This window comes from Okibacterium sp. AC114 (assembly GCF_979253355.1).
This window is the reverse complement of the sequence record NZ_CEEDBR010000001.1, coordinates 1,124,093-1,138,512: the sequence shown is the minus strand read 5'-3', so window position 1 is coordinate 1,138,512 and position 14,420 is coordinate 1,124,093. Positions and strand designations below refer to the sequence as shown.

Sequence of the window (14,420 nt, the reverse complement as noted above, 5' to 3'; positions counted from 1 at the left end):
CGGATGCGCTGGATCGACCAAGCGCGGCTCAGATGCTGGTCGCGAACGCCATGATCTCGGGGCCACGCTTGGTGAAGGCGCGCCCGCCGGCCAGGACTCCGATGGCGAACACGATGACGCCCATGCCGACGCCGGCGAGGAGCGCGTAGAGCGGCCAGTCGCCACCCTCGAAGAGGCCCCGGGCCGCGAAGTAGAGCGCCGGCGCCGTGAGCAGAACCGAGCCGAGGAAGGAGAAGGACTGCACGACGGCACCCGTCGTTCCGGACGACTGCGGTTGCTGGAAGGGGCTGTCGCCCGGCGCCGAGGCCGGATAGGGGAAGCGCGCCGATGTGTAGCTCGAGATGCCCACACCCGTGAGCAGCAGGCTTGTCGTGACGCCGATCATGGAGGGCAGGGCATCCCAGTCGCCGAAGAAGGCGATGGAGATCATCGAACCCACGATGATAAGCGGCACGCCCACGAGCAGGACGGGGAAGGTGCGACCCAGGCGGTCTGCGGCGCCGCGCACACCGGAGGCGACGTGCAGCCAGATGGCCGACGAGTCGTGCGCGAGGTCGTTGTGCAGCGACCAGCCGAGGAACACCGACATGATCGGCAGCGGCAGAAGGGCGAGCGGCGCGGCCGGGACGCCGGCGACAATGAGCGGCACGATCATGATGAACGGCAGGATCGGCACCACGAGGAGCGACACGAGGTAGCGCGGGTCGCGGCCCCAGTAGGTGATCGAGCGTGCGGCGATGACGGCTCCTGGGCGGGCCGGCATGAGGTCGAACCAGCCGAGACCCGAGTAGGTGCGCACGGCCGGCGGGCGGTCGGCGGTCACCTGCATGCGTGCCACGAGCGCGCTCCAGGCGAGCCAGAGGAGGCCCAGGGTGGCGAGCGCGATGACGAGCTTCAAGAACCCGGTGGATGCCTGACCCAATGCGATATCGCCGGGCACCGCCCAGACGGCTCCGAACGGCGTCCAGCTGACGACGTCGGCCGCGTTGGACAGCACGGGGCCGCCGCCCGACGACCAGTCGACGCTCGAGAGGAAGATGGCGGCGGGCGCGACCAGGACGATGAGCACGAGCCCGACGATGGCGCTGAATTCACGCGAGCGCCGCGAGGCCAGCAGCAGCGTGGCGACCGAGGTCATGACGCGCGCGACGAGCACGCACGTAAGCACGGCGATGAGGGCCGACAGGATGGCCATGACCAGGGTGAACCCGTCGCGTGTCCAGGTCACGACCGTGAACGAGCTGAGCACCGCGATGACGATCGAGGGAACGCCGATGAGCGCCGCGGCGTAGAGTCCCAGGCTGAGCACGCGGTTGGGCACGCCGAAGAGCACGAATTTGCGCGGGTCGAGGGCGTCGTCGACGCCGAAGACGACGGGCAGGAGCGTGAAGCCGAGCACGACGAACGAACCGCCGATGACGAGGATGTCGCGCGCGAACTCGGTCGGCGCAACCCGCAGTGCCACGAGACCGAAGCTCGTGAGCCAGATGATGGCGACTCCGAGGCCGCCGCCCACCAGCATCCAGATCACCTGGGTGCCGCCCCGTTTCACGAGGTTGGCGTAGATCGAGAGTCTTAGTCGGAGAAGCTGTGCAACCATTCCATCCCCTCCGCGGCTTTGCGCCCACCGGCGAGTTCGACGAAACGTTCTTCGAGGGTGCCCGTGCCGCGCACCTCGTCGACCGAGCCCTGGGCGAGCACCTGGCCGTTGACGATGATGGCGACGTGGTCGCACACGCGCTGGATGAGGTCCATGCCGTGGCTCGAGAGCACGACGGTGCCGCCGTGGTCGACGTACTTTTGCAGGATCTCGATGACGTTCGCGGCCGACACGGGGTCGACCGATTCGAACGGTTCGTCGAGCACGAGCATGCGCGGCGAGTGGATCATCGCGGCGGCCAGCGCCACCTTCTTGGTCATGCCGGCCGAATAGTCGGTGACGAGACGGTGCAGGGCATCTTCGAGCCCGAATGCTTTGGCGAGGTCATCGACACGGGACCGGACGGTCGCGCCGTCGATGCCGCGCAGGACGCCCGAGTAATAGAGCAGCTGCGAACCGGTGAGCCTGTCGAAGAGGCGCAGGTGGTCGGGCAGCACGCCGATGCTGCGCTTGGCGGCGTCGGGTTCCTTCCACACGTCGATGCCGTTGATGGTGATGCTGCCGGAGTCGGGGCGCAGCAGCCCCGTGATCATCGACAGGGTCGTGGTCTTGCCGGCGCCGTTCGGCCCGACGATGCCGTAGAACGACCCAGCCGACACCTCGAGGTCGATGCCGTCGACCGCGACCGTGTCGCCGAAACGCTTCGAGAGCCCGCTGACGCTGAGGACGCCCGAACCGGCGTCGTAACTCGGCGCGCCGGCCGTGCGGCGTTCCTCGTCGATCGAGGACGGGGAGGCGGCCGAGTCGATGAGTCCGAGCGGCGTGGCGTGGGCCTCGGGCGCGTCGAGGGCGATGGCATCGATCGCGGCTTCCTGCTCCTCATCGACATCGGCCGCGGCGAAGCCCGCAGGCGCTGCTACGGGTTCGGGGGCTCTGTCGCGAGCTGCTTCGCGAGCATCGACGAGGGACGCTTCCGACGTCGTGTTCGCGGGCTCATCGGTTGTGCCGAAGAGAGTGTCCACAGCATCGGCGGAGTCCTCATCTCGGCCCGGGGTCGTCGACGCAGAACTTTCGTGAACGACCGGCGATTCCGTGTCGACCCACGAGGGGTCGGCGCCGAATGCGGCGATCTCCTCGTCGGTGAGCTCGATTTCCGGCTCGTTCGTGGCGGCAGCGCCGGGCAGCGCGTCTGAACCAGGCTGCGCAGTCTCGGACTGAGTAGCGTCGGACTGAGCGTCGGGCTGAGATGTTTCGACTCGGGCAGCATCGGCCGGAGCGGTCTCGCTAGAAGCGGCGTCGGGCTGAACGGATTCGGCCGGACCCTCTGCCGCGGTGTGCTTTGCGGCGACGCCTGCGTCGGGGGCGTCCACGAGTGCGATGAACGGCCACTTCTTCGAGAACACGACGCGGCGAGCCGGTTCTTCTGCGTGGCCCGCGGAAGTGGCGCCCGCCCGGGAACCCGAGTTCGACGCATCCGGGAGCTGGAGGACTTCGGTGCGGTCGTCATTCGCCGATGGGCGCGCATCGTGCTGCTCGGAGTTCCCCGGCGCAACCGCCGAGCCGTCGGCAGGAGTCACCGTCGGCAGCAGAGAAGTCGGCTGTTGCCACACCGGCCGCGTCGCATCGTCCGGAGCCGTGTCGTCCGGAGCCGTATCGTTCGTGGACGTATCGACCGGCGCCGGAGGCGGGCTCGATCGACGGTACTGAGGGGTGACCGGTTCGGGAGCCGCCGCGAAGAGTTCGGCCGCTTCGCTCGCCGAGAGCTGCGGTTTCGGTGGCGCGAGCGGGGCCGAGGGAAGTAGGGGCGCCGGAATCGACAGTATCGCCGTCGGCGCCGCATCGGATGCCGCGAGCACGGGTTTCTGCGGACGCTCATCGCTCGGGGCGCCGGCAGCAGCAGGAGAAGCGGAACCCACGGGGGCCTTCGATTCAGCGGAATCGTCGGTAACGCTGCCGATCGATCCCGCAGGAGACGCGCCGATGGAGGTCGATGCGGCCGTCGACTCGTCGGTGCCCGCGCTCGGCGTGGGTGCCGATGTCGCTGCGGTTTGTGGAGCTCCCGCCGCCTTGGCGGTGGTTGTTTTGGCCGCCGTCGTCTTGGCCGTCGTTTTGGCCGTCGTCTTCGAGGTCGTCTTCTTCGGCGTCGTGGCGCGAGCCGTCGTCCGCTTGGCCGCCGTCGGCTGCTTCACCGCGGAATCGACGAGCGATTCCGAAGCGGGGTCAGTGGCCGAATGAGCGGCCGTTTCCTCGGTCGCCGATGCGCTCGCGCCCGTTGCCTTCGTCGCGGCACTCTTCGTCGCGGCACTCTTCGTCGTGGACGTCTTCGCCGCCGTCGACCGAGGGGTCGTCGTGCGAGCGGTCGTCGTGCGGGGCGTCGTGGTGCGCGGCGTGGTCGTGCGCGCGGCAGGCTTGCGAGCGGGCTTCTGCGCGGCGGCAGTCGACTCGGCATCGGTGACGGATTCGCCGACCGGTGCAGCATCAGCGGATGCAGAAGTCTCGGTCGTCTTCTTCGGAGTCGTTCGCCGAGCCGCTGGTTTCTTCACGGCGGGCGTCGTCGGAGCCGACGGTGCCGGTGATCCCGAGGTCAGCGACGTTCCGCCGTCTTCCTGCGCCTCGTTGGCTGCGGCAGTCGAGCGCGTGCCAGTGGTGCTCGCCTTCTTCGTCGTGCCCGTGGCGCGCGCGGGCGTCTTGCGCGCGGGTGCTTTCTTCGCGGGGGTGGCCTTCGAGGGCGTCGCGGCCGGGCTTGCGGGCTGCGCGTCACGGGAGGCCGCGCCATCCATCGCCGCGTCGGCACCCTCGACCGTCGCCGCACCGGCACCAGTCACACCATCGACACCTGTCGAAGTAGCGGAGCGAGGGTCGTTCGGCTCGTCGGGCACGGTCTCGGTGGGGTCTGGCTCGGCGGAAGTCACCGGTCAAACCTACCAAGAACGGGGGGCAACGGCGAGGTAACGCATGTCGGCGGAAGCACCTGACTGGCTGGGAGAAACCCGAGTGCCGCATAACGAAATGAGCACGACTCGTCAAGACCAGTGACCCCCAAGAGGGTGCACCGCTATCGTGGAGCCTGGCATAACGAGGTGTCGTATCACTGACTTTCGGGTGAACAGCGAGAAATCCATCGCTCTGATTCCCCCGACGAAGAGTATTTTCGCCAGAGTCGTACCTCCGGGTCGCGGCTCAACCACGATGTTGAGGAGTTCACCCGTGACCACCCAAGTAGTCATTCTCGCCGCAGGAATGGGCAGCCGTCTCGGCCGCTCGCTTCCCAAGCCGCTCACGCAGCTGAGCGACGGCCGTTCGATCATGCAGCAGCAGTTCGATAACATCCGTCACGCTTTCGGCAACGATGCCAAGGTGACGATCGTTGTCGGTTACAAGCTCGACCACATCATCGAAGCCTTCCCCGACGCGTCCTACGTCTTCAACGAGCAGTACGACCAGACGAACACCTCGAAGAGCCTGTTGCGGGCTTTGGCGGCTTCGGCCCCCGGCGGCGTGTTGTGGATGAACGGCGACGTGGTCTTCGACCCGACCGCCCTCGATCGCGCGGCCGCCATGATCAAGCGCGACCAGTCGTTCGTCACCGTCAACACCGCCAAGGTGTCCGATGAAGAGGTCAAATACACGACGAGTGCGGAAGGCTACATCCGCGAGCTCTCGAAGACCGTCGTCGGTGGTCTCGGCGAGGCCGTCGGCATCAACTACGTGTCGCGCGACGACAAGGCCAAGCTGCAGCGTCAGCTTGCTCGCGTCGACGACCAAGACTACTTCGAGCGCGGCATCGAGCTCGCCATCGAGCAGGACGCCATGCTGGTCGAGCCGGTCGACATCTCCGACCTGTACGCCGTCGAGGTCGACTTCGCCGAGGACCTCGAGCGCGCCAACCTCTTCGTCTGATCCCCTGACCGCACAGGTCACCGAGACACAGCTTTCGACCAGCCCCGGTCGTGTCGGCCCGAACGCGTCGTCCTCTTCGGAGGGCGGCGCGTTCGGCATTGGTGGCGGCGCGCAGGCCGCCACGCACATCGCGGCATACGTTTGCGGATATGTTTGAGGCGTGAGTTCTCTGGCACCAGCGCGCCCCGCACGCTCCTCGTGGGGCCGATATCGTCATGCGCTGTGGCTGCTGGCGTCACGCGACCTGAAGGTGCGCTACTCGACGAGCTTCCTCGGCTACTTCTGGTCGATCCTCGACCCGCTGGTCATGGCCGGCATCTATTGGTTCGTCTTCACCCAGGTCTTCGACCGGCCCGTCGGCAGCAATCCCTACATCGTCTTCCTCCTCACGGCCCTGCTGCCGTGGACGTGGTTCAACACCACGATCAGCGAATGCACGCGCGCCTTCACCAAAGAGGCCAAGCTCATCCGCTCGACCACGATCCCCCGCACGATCTGGGTGAACCGCCTGGTGCTGTCGAAGGGCATCGAGTTCCTCGCATCCATCCCCGTCGTCGCCGCCTTCGCGATCTTCTCGGGCGCGCACCTGTCGATCAACGCGCTGCTCATCCCCGTGGCCATCGTGTTGCAGGCCATCCTCACCATGGGTGTCGGGCTCATCATCGCCCCTCTCGTCGTGTTCTTCCGCGACCTCGAGCGAGCCACCAAGCTGGCGCTGCGGTTCCTGTTCTACGCCTCCCCCATCATCTATGGCGTCACCGACCTGCCCGAGCAGCTGCACACGCTGGCGTGGTTCAACCCGCTCAGCGGCATCTTCAGCCTCTACCGCTCGGCGTTCTTCCCCGAGCAGCTCGACCTCATCGGCGTCGCCATCGCCGCGGGCATGTCGCTCGCCATCTTCGGCATCGGCCTCTTCGTCTTCAAGCGTTCCGAGCGTTCCGTCCTGAAGGAGATCTGATGGCCGAGGCAATCGCCGTCACGGGTGTCGGCATCCGATTCCGCCGCAATCGGGGCGGGCGCCGCAGCTTCAAGGACCTCTTCGGCCGCAGCGAGCGACGCGTGCGCCCGGGCGAGTTCTGGCCGCTCCGGGATGTCTCGTTCACGGTGCAGGCGGGCGAGGCCATCGGCGTCGTGGGCCGCAACGGCCAGGGCAAGTCGACCCTGCTGAAGCTCGTGGCCGGCGTCGTGCTGCCCGACGAGGGCACCGTGAAAGTCAACGGCGGTGTCGCGCCCCTCATCGAGATCACGGGCGGGTTCGTCAACGATCTGACCGTGCGCGACAACGTCTATCTCACGGCCGGGCTGCACGGCATGTCCAAGGCCGAGATCGACCGCCGGTTCAGCGACATCATCGAGTTCGCCGAGATCGGTGACTTCATCCACACGCCCTACAAGCACCTGTCGAGCGGCATGAAGGTGCGCATCGCCTTCGCCGTGATCTCGCAGCTCGAAGAGCCCATCATCCTGGTCGACGAGGTGCTCGCGGTCGGCGACAAGTCGTTCAAGGAGAAATGCTACCGACGCATCGACGAGTTGCTGGCGGGCGGCCGCACGCTGTTCTTCGTGTCGCACAACGAGAAAGACCTGCGCCGCTTCTGCACGCGCGGCCTCTACCTCGACCGGGGCAAACTCGTTTTGGATGCTCCCATCACCGAGGTTCTCGACCGCTACAACGCCGACTACAACAGTCACTGACCGGCGTCAACGGGCACCGACATCCGGGGCCCGCCCAGCGTCGGAGCGTAAGCTGAAAGCCGACGTGGAGGTTCACATGAGCAACGAACGTTTTTCCGATCAGCCCCTGATCGTGGGCGGCCCGAACGACCAGATGCAGCCCTCGCGCGACCCGGCGTGGGTGCGCAGCATCGACCGCGTCCTCGCCGTGCAGCGCCCCCTCATCGTGGCTTACATCCGGTCGCTGCGCCGCCGCTACCCGAGCGCCACCCCCGAGCAGCTCATCCGCGTGCTCGAGCGCCGCTATCTCACGGCCGTCACATCGGGCGGCGCGGCCGTCGGCGCGACAGCCGTCGTCCCGGGCATCGGCACGAGCGTCACCCTGGCGCTGTCGGGCGTCGAAACAGCAGGGTTCCTCGAGTCGACCGCCATCTTCGCGCAGTCGGTCGCCGAAGTGCACGGCATCGCCGTGAGCGACCCCGAGCGTGCGCGCGCCCTCGTCATGACGCTCATGCTGGGCAAGGCCGGCACCGACCTGCTGCAGCAGTTCACCGGGCAGGCGTTCCACAACGGCCCCGCCCGCAAGGTCTACTGGGGGGAGATGATCACGTCGAGCATGCCGCAGATGGTCATGGGGCCCGTCACCGACCGCCTCAAGCGCACGTTCCTCAAGCGTTTCGCCGTCAACCAGGGCACGTCTTTCGTCGGCAAGGCCCTGCCGTTCGGCATCGGGGCCGCGATCGGCGGCGTCGGCAACCACATGATGGGCCGACAGGTCGTGCAGGCCGCGCGCACCAACTTCGGCCCGCCGCCCGTGGTGGTGCCTCTCGAACTCGAGCCGATCCCCCAGGCCGACGGTGAGCGCAAGCAGGGCGCGCTCGCTCGGCTCACCCGCAAGCGTTCGTCCGGCACGCACGAGGACTAGCGCGAGACGAGGTCGGAGCCTCGCTGCGGCACTCGGGACTAGTCGTCCGAGTCGTCGCCGTCGTCCGAGCGCTCGCTCGGCGCTGTGCGGGCACCCGTCGACGCCCCGAGCTGCCCGTCACCCGAGTGCACGGCCGCATGCTCGTCCCAGCGATCCATGAGCTCCTGGATGGCGGCGTGGAAGCGCGCCGTCGTGGCGCCGGGCGTCGTGTCACCGAAGTAGCGCTCGACCCAGAATGCGAGCCGCTCGGCTGAAGCCGGGTCGGCGCGCACCGTTTCGATGCGCGAGACGATCTGCGGAGCGTCCGCGGCGTTGAGCCATTCGCAGGCCGACAGATAGCCGCCCTCGTCGATCTCGGCGTCGCGCGCCACGGGCCGCGTGATGAGCAATGGCTTGCCGCTCGCCAACCGGTCATAGACCATGGCCGAGATGTCGACGATGGCCACGTCGGCGGCCGACAACTGCCAGCCGAGCTCGGCGCCCTGGTCGAAGATGTGCTGAGCGCCGGGGTCGCGCTGGTTGGCCGCGGCCAGAAGCTCCTGGATCTCACGGTTGGCCTGACCGTAGGCGCGGTCGACCACGCCGCTGCGCGGGTGCGGCCGGTAGATCACGCGGTGGGTGCCCGTCTCGACCAGACGGCGCACGAGGGCGACACCGTGCGAGGCGATCGAACCATAGGCGGCCGCGGCGCGGTCACCCTCCCACGTCGGCGCATAGAGGACGACCGTGCGCTCGTCGGGCGTGTAAGGCAGCGTGCCCGAGTAGTGGTCGGCCTGCGGGCGCCCGATCGGGATGGCACGCTTGTCGAAGTCGTAGTCCCACAGCACCTTCTTGAGGCGCGCGATCGCGGCGTCCCCCGCGACGAGGCTGTAGTCGTAGGCCTTGAACTGGTTCGTCGTCATGTACATCTTGTCGCTCTCACCGTGGTTGATGAAAACGTGCCAGCGCTGCCCGTAACGGAACATCTGGAAGTTCTTCGCGTTCTGGTTGACGTACAAGACGATGCGGATGTCTTGTTCCGCCAGCGTCTGCTCGAGATCTGTCACGCGGCGCACGTAGGCGACCGGCAGTGGCGACTCCTCGTAGAGCGCCGTGGCGGCCGTTGGAGCCCGGCTGAGCACGACCACGGGCCACGTCTTCGCCAGCTCGGCGAGCGGCTTGTACCACTGACGGATCTGATAGAGATTGACGGCGCTATCGGCGAAGTAGACGGCGATCTTGTAGCGACCGGGCTCGAGCGGGGTGAGCTTGGCGAGTCTTTGGGAGAGTTCTGCGCGGGCACGCCGGTTGGCCAACACGTCTCTCGCGAGGGCCACCGCACGTCGAGCGTCGTTCAGCAATGGCATCTCTCCAGGCTACCGAACTTGGGCGCGGCCCGCCCCGAAACAGGGGGCAGCGAGGTCACACCTAGATAACGGGTGGACGGCCCGCCCGGGTCATCCGCAGCACCGTGCGCCACGACAGCGCGCGGCGGCCACCCGGGTTCTGCCGCCAGCCCTCGGCCCAGCCACGGAACCAGGCCCGCAGGTCGCCGGGCTTGCGCCACCAGCGGAGGATCTGGATGCCGGTCCACACGCCCACATAGACGAGGGCGAGCGGCACGGGGAGGTTGCGCTTCGCGAGCCACACGCGGTTGCGCGCGTTGAGCCGGAAGTACTCGGTGTGCCGGGTCGGCTGCACGACGGGGTGGTTGGCCTCGAGATCGCCCGCGTACCAGGCGATGAGGCCCTGATCCCATACGCGCCAGGCCAACTCGATGCCCTCATGGGCGTAGAAGAACGGCGCGGCCCATCCCCCGGTGCGGTCGAAAACCGGCCGCGGCAGGAACACGGCCGCTTCGAGGCACGAGAACATGACGCTCGGGTCGTGCGCGTCACCCTTGCGCGAGCGGGGAATCCAGCGCAGCGGGGCCGGGATGCCGGTGGGGTCGTCGAGGCGCGGCTGGATGAGGCCGATCTCGGGCCGCTCGGTGACGAGCCGCACGCACGCGAGGAGGAAGTCGTCGTCGGGCAGCGATGCGTCGTCGTCGAGGAAGAAGATGTAGTCGCCCGAAACGGCTCGGGCTCCCGCGTTGCGCCCGGCGGGGATGCCGACGTTCTCGGGCAGGGCCAGGGGTCGGGCGCCGCTCGGCAGATCGGTGGGGGTCCAGCCGTTGCCCACCACGACGATGTCGACCTCGACGTCGCGCTGGCGTTGCACCGACAGGATGCCGCGGTGCAGGTCGTCCGGACGCGTGCCCTGCGTGAGCACGACCACACCGATGCGCGGAAGCTGCCCGACAGCCCCGCGGGAGGCCTGGTTGCAGGGCACGGCTAAGCCCGCACGCGGTTCGACGTGATGATGGCGAGGAAGTGCCCGAAGAGCGTGAGGATGCCGAGACCCAGCAGCAGCACGAGCACGCCGCGCATGGCCTGCAGATCGCCGATGAACAGGCCGACGACGGCGGCCGCGAAGATCACGAAGCTCAGCTCGACCGAGTGGAACAGGCGGTGGAACGGCACGAATCGCGCGACCTTGCGGGCCGTGGCGAGCAGCCCCGTGCGGGGTGCGGATTCGGCGCTCGTGTAGGTGAGCTTGGCTGCGCCGTAGTTGGCCCGGGCCACGCGCACCATGTCGTTGAGCGCCTTGTTCAAGATGATGACGAGCGCGAGCAGTGCGCCGAGCGTGGTCCAGAGGTAGTCCTCGGGAGCGTCGAACGGGTAACCGGCGGCGCGGATGGCGAGGGCCAGAGGAATGAGCGCCTCGGTCGAGTAGTGCCCGACGGCGTCGAGGAAGGCTCCGGCGGGCGACGACGTCTTGCGCCAGCGGGCGACCTCGCCGTCGCAGCAGTCGATGAGCATCTGCAGCTGGCCGAACAACAGCGCGAGGAGGGGGCCCGCAAAACCGGGCACGAGCAGCGACGCCGCGACACACCAACCGGTGATGATCATGAGGCCTGTGACGCCGTTGGCCGAGATGCTCGTGCGCAGCAGCATCCAGGTGACGTAGGGCGAGAGATTGCGCAGGTAGAGCGACGCCGTCCAGTGCTCGGCGTTGCGGCGGCCGCGCACCTCGGGGGGCTGCGCGACGGCCTTCAGCTCGGCGATGGAACGGGGGCGGGCGCCCAGGTCAACCGGTCTCTCGGTCACGTGCGGCACCGCCTCTCTCGTTCGCTCGATCGGAGATGTTGCTGGCCAACGACAAGTAGCCGAGCAAGAAGCCGATCCCCCAGCAGAAGTGTATACAGGGCAGCACGATCAGGAACCACAGCATCGAGCGCGCGCCGTCTGGCCGGGCATAGACGAGGGTCGCGAGCACGACGAACACGAGGTAGAGAGCCGGGACGGCGAAGCCGAGGGCGGGCCACCAGACATCGGCCATCGCGCCCGTGACGAGGCCGACGAGCCCCAGTGCGAGGCCGAGCAGAACGCCCATCACCATGAGGGGCGGTGCGAAGTAACGCAGGGAGCGGCCGCCCGGGAAGCGTCGCGTGAGTTCGCCGCGCCACAGGCCTGTCGAGAGGAACTGGCGCGCGAGGCGAGAAAAGCTCGGGCGGGGGCGGTAGGTGACGCGCAGCGCGGGCGTGAACCAGACGGTGCCGCCGGCGGCTCGCAGTCGGTGGTTGAGTTCCCAGTCTTGGCCGCGTTTGATGCGCTCGTCGAACATGCCGACGGCCTCGAGCGGCTCGCGCTGAAAAACGCCCAGGTAGACCGTGTCGGCCGGGCCTTCTGCGCCGCCCACGTGGTGGGGCGTTCCGCCGAGACCGACCTTGGTGCCATAGGCGCGGGCGACGGCGCGTTCGAAAGCCGAGATGCCCTGAGCATCCATGATTCCGCCGACGTTAGCGGCCCCCGTGCGGGCGAGAGCCTCGACGGCGATTCGGGCGTAGTCGGGCGGCAGAACCGAGTGGGCGTCGACACGGATGACCACGGGGTAGGTGGTCGCGCGGATGGCGATGTTGAGGCCGGCCGGCGTCGAACCGACGGGATTGGGGATGACGCGCACACGGGGATCGGTGCGCGACAACTCTTCGACGAGCTCTGTCGTGCCGTCGATGCTGGGCCCGAGAGCGATCGCTACCTCGAAGGGGCCCTCGTAGTCTTGCGTCAGCAGCGAATCGACCGCTGCCCGCACGTGCGTGACGTCGTTGAGAACCGGCATCACATAAGAGACGCCCGTTGCAGGCGTCGGACCGCCCGCTGAAGAACTGTGACTCATGCTCTCCCACTACTCGGCAGACGTCATCCGCTTGAGCCTAGCAGCCGTCCGCGCACGAATGCCCGCACGCGGGGTGCGGGCATTCGAGCGGTCGAACAGTGGAAGGCCGAGCCGATGATCGGGTCGTGAGGCCTCTCGGACGGTTAGAGAACCAGCTCGCCGAGGGTCACGTCGACCGTGAAGCTCTTGCCGTCGCGCACGTAGGTGACTTCGGCTTTGCTGTTCGCGGCGAGGGCGCGCACCTGGGCGGTCAGGTCGTTGGCGTCGGTGACGGGGTGGCCGTTGAAGTTCGTGACGACGTCACCGGTCTTGAGCCCGCCCTTCTCGGCCGCGCCGCCGGAGCTGATGTCACCGAGCAGCGCACCCGCGACCGTGCTGCCGGACACCTGGGCGGCATCGCGCACCGAAGCGCCGAGCAGGCCGTGGGTCGCCTTGCCGTCCTTGATGATCTCGTTGGCGATGCGCTCGGCGGTGTCGGACGGGATGGCGAAGCCGACGCCGATGCTGCCGGACTGGCTGTCGGACGAACCCGAGCCGGCCGAGGCGATGGCCACGTTGATGCCGATGAGCTTGCCGTCGCTGTCGAGCAGCGCGCCACCCGAGTTGCCGGGGTTGATCGATGCGTCGGTCTGGATGACGGCGAGCGAGATGGACGACTGGGCCTGCGTTTGCGACTGCTCCTGGCCGGGCAGCTGGAAGCCGAACGGGTTGCTCGGCTTGTCGGTGTTGCTGTCGGAATCGCTGCCCGATTTGTCGGGCACGGCGGACGAGGCCACCGTGATGCTGCGGTTCAGTGCCGAGACGATGCCGTCGGTGACGGTTCCGGCCAGGCCGAGCGGGGCGCCGATGGCGATGGCCACGTCGCCGACGTTGAGCTTGCTCGGGTCGCCGAATTCCATGGGCTCGAGACCAGAGGCGTCGTCGAGTTTGATGACCGCGAGGTCATAGACGGGGTCGGTGCCGACGATTTTGGCCGAGTAGATCTTGCCGTCGTTCGCCGTGACCTGGATGGTGGGCTTGGCGTTCTGGCCGTCGAGCGTGATGACGTGGTTGTTGGTGAGGACGTAGCCGTCCTTACTGAGGATGACTCCCGAACCGGTTCCCGCGCCGTCGTCGCCCTGCACGGCGATCGTCACGACGCTCGGGGATGCCTTGGCCGCCACGGCCGACGTGCGGGTGACGCTCGTGGTGTCGTTGATCGTGACCGACTGGGAGCCGTTCGACGAGCTGGCCACGGGCGTGCCCGAACCGTCGATCAGGGCGTAGGAGCCGGCACCAGCCGCGCCACCGATGAGCGCGCCGATGGCGAGCGTGGCGACGAGCAGGGCGGCCGTGGGGCGACGCTTCGGCGAGGACGAGGACGATGACGGCTGGTGCTGCGGAGCTGCGGCCGGGCCGAAGGCACCGCCGTTGCCGTTGCCGGTGTGCGAGCCGCTGCCGGCGGGGGTGCCATGCTGCGCGTGGGCGCCGTGCTGGCCGGCCTCGGGGTGCTGGCCGGGCGCGCCCGTCGCCGGGTAAGCCGACGTCTGAGCGAAGGGGTTCGACGCGCCCTGGCGCGGGGCACCGTAGGCGGGGTAGGGCGTCGTGGGCTGGTTGGGCTGGCCGTTCTGCGGCGCACCGTAGGCGGCGTTCGCGCCGTAACCGGCGGCGGTCGGGAACGAGGCGGGGCGCTGCGGGATGGGGCCGTAGGCACCCTGGCCCTGCTGCGCGTTCTGCGGCGACTGCGGCTGCGGCGCCGCGTAGCCCTGCTCGGTCGGGCGGTAGCCGTCGCGGGAGTCGTGCGACGAGAGCGCGCCGGCACCGAAGTCTTCGGTGGGGGTCGCGTTCGGGTTGTGCGAAGTCTGGGGCTGCTCGGCGTCGTTCGAGCGGTCGTTGTTCTCGGCTCCTGTGGCGCCGGTCGGGTTTTCGGTCATCGGTTGCTCCTTCCAAGCAGGATCAGGTTCTCGCTCGAACCTGTGCTTATTCAATGGACCGACTGGGAACTGCCCAACGCCTAGCTGGGATATCGCTACATGGCCGAATCCGGTGTCCCTCGGGTTCCAGTTTAGCGATGCCGTAGGTTTGCACCAGGATCGCGCGCGGGGCTTGACCGCTCGCGAGAGACGCATGAAAGGAAGAATCCTC

11 protein-coding genes are annotated in these 14,420 nt (G+C 68.1%); 4 read left to right on the top strand and 7 right to left on the bottom strand.

The genetic code is table 11. The annotated features are described in order from the left end of the window. Positions 1-28: 28 nt before the first annotated feature. Positions 29-1,600, bottom strand: coding sequence for a hypothetical protein (locus ACZ6IE_RS05485; protein ID WP_464607117.1), 1,572 nt, complete (start codon positions 1,598-1,600; stop codon positions 29-31). Then, positions 1,576-4,512 (bottom strand): ATP-binding cassette domain-containing protein, encoded by a 2,937-nt coding sequence (locus ACZ6IE_RS05480; protein ID WP_464607116.1) that lies wholly within the window; start codon positions 4,510-4,512, stop codon positions 1,576-1,578. The genes ACZ6IE_RS05485 and ACZ6IE_RS05480 overlap by 25 nt, the downstream gene beginning before the upstream one ends. Positions 4,513-4,807: 295 nt before the next feature. Between ACZ6IE_RS05480 and ACZ6IE_RS05475 the strand changes: the two genes are divergently transcribed. From ACZ6IE_RS05475 to ACZ6IE_RS05460, 4 genes are all read left to right on the top strand, one after another. Beyond that, complete coding sequence (locus ACZ6IE_RS05475; protein WP_077053536.1) at positions 4,808-5,500, top strand: phosphocholine cytidylyltransferase family protein; 693 nt, start codon at positions 4,808-4,810, stop codon at positions 5,498-5,500. Positions 5,501-5,669: 169 nt separating this feature from the next. Then, positions 5,670-6,458, top strand: a complete 789-nt coding sequence (locus tag ACZ6IE_RS05470; RefSeq protein WP_464608588.1) for an ABC transporter permease — start codon at positions 5,670-5,672, stop codon at positions 6,456-6,458. Beyond that, positions 6,458-7,195: an ABC transporter ATP-binding protein gene (locus ACZ6IE_RS05465; protein ID WP_464607115.1), complete on the top strand. Its 738-nt coding sequence runs from the start codon at positions 6,458-6,460 to the stop codon at positions 7,193-7,195. The genes ACZ6IE_RS05470 and ACZ6IE_RS05465 overlap by 1 nt, the downstream gene beginning before the upstream one ends. A 76-nt stretch (positions 7,196-7,271) precedes the next feature. After that, positions 7,272-8,099 carry a hypothetical protein gene (locus ACZ6IE_RS05460; protein WP_464607114.1) on the top strand — a complete coding sequence of 276 codons (828 nt, stop codon included), beginning with the start codon at positions 7,272-7,274 and terminating at the stop codon, positions 8,097-8,099. A 38-nt stretch (positions 8,100-8,137) separates the two neighbouring features. On the opposite strand, the gene ACZ6IE_RS05455 is transcribed toward ACZ6IE_RS05460, so the two are convergent. The 5 genes from ACZ6IE_RS05455 to ACZ6IE_RS05435 form a co-directional block, all read right to left on the bottom strand. After that, a complete protein-coding gene (locus tag ACZ6IE_RS05455; RefSeq protein ID WP_464607113.1) occupies positions 8,138-9,445 on the bottom strand; it encodes a CDP-glycerol glycerophosphotransferase family protein in 1,308 nt (435 codons plus the stop codon). Positions 9,446-9,506: 61 nt separating this feature from the next. Next, on the bottom strand, positions 9,507-10,409 hold the full coding sequence (locus tag ACZ6IE_RS05450; protein ID WP_464607112.1) for a glycosyltransferase family 2 protein: 903 nt from the start codon (positions 10,407-10,409) through the stop codon (positions 9,507-9,509). 2 nt (positions 10,410-10,411) lie between these two features. Continuing rightward, entirely contained in the window at positions 10,412-11,227 is an 816-nt protein-coding gene (locus ACZ6IE_RS05445; RefSeq protein ID WP_464607111.1) for a CDP-alcohol phosphatidyltransferase family protein, read from the bottom strand. Next, positions 11,208-12,296 (bottom strand): glycosyltransferase family 2 protein, encoded by a 1,089-nt coding sequence (locus tag ACZ6IE_RS05440; RefSeq protein ID WP_464607110.1) that lies wholly within the window; start codon positions 12,294-12,296, stop codon positions 11,208-11,210. The genes ACZ6IE_RS05445 and ACZ6IE_RS05440 overlap by 20 nt, the downstream gene beginning before the upstream one ends. Before the next feature lie 143 nt (positions 12,297-12,439). Continuing rightward, positions 12,440-14,209 carry a S1C family serine protease gene (locus ACZ6IE_RS05435; RefSeq protein ID WP_464607109.1) on the bottom strand — a complete coding sequence of 590 codons (1,770 nt, stop codon included), beginning with the start codon at positions 14,207-14,209 and terminating at the stop codon, positions 12,440-12,442. Positions 14,210-14,420: the final 211 nt, after the last annotated feature.

Bases quoted from the DNA above. Each gene is read 5' to 3' on its own strand.
- ACZ6IE_RS05485 (WP_464607117.1), bottom strand. From the start codon at position 1,600: ATGGTTGCACAGCTTCTCCGACTAAGACTCTCGATCTACGCCAACCTC.
- ACZ6IE_RS05465 (WP_464607115.1), top strand. From the start codon at position 6,458: ATGGCCGAGGCAATCGCCGTCACGGGTGTCGGCATCCGATTCCGCCGC.
- ACZ6IE_RS05460 (WP_464607114.1), top strand. From the start codon at position 7,272: ATGAGCAACGAACGTTTTTCCGATCAGCCCCTGATCGTGGGCGGCCCG.
- ACZ6IE_RS05455 (WP_464607113.1), bottom strand. From the start codon at position 9,445: ATGCCATTGCTGAACGACGCTCGACGTGCGGTGGCCCTCGCGAGAGAC.
- ACZ6IE_RS05440 (WP_464607110.1), bottom strand. From the start codon at position 12,296: ATGAGTCACAGTTCTTCAGCGGGCGGTCCGACGCCTGCAACGGGCGTC.
- ACZ6IE_RS05435 (WP_464607109.1), bottom strand. From the start codon at position 14,209: ATGACCGAAAACCCGACCGGCGCCACAGGAGCCGAGAACAACGACCGC.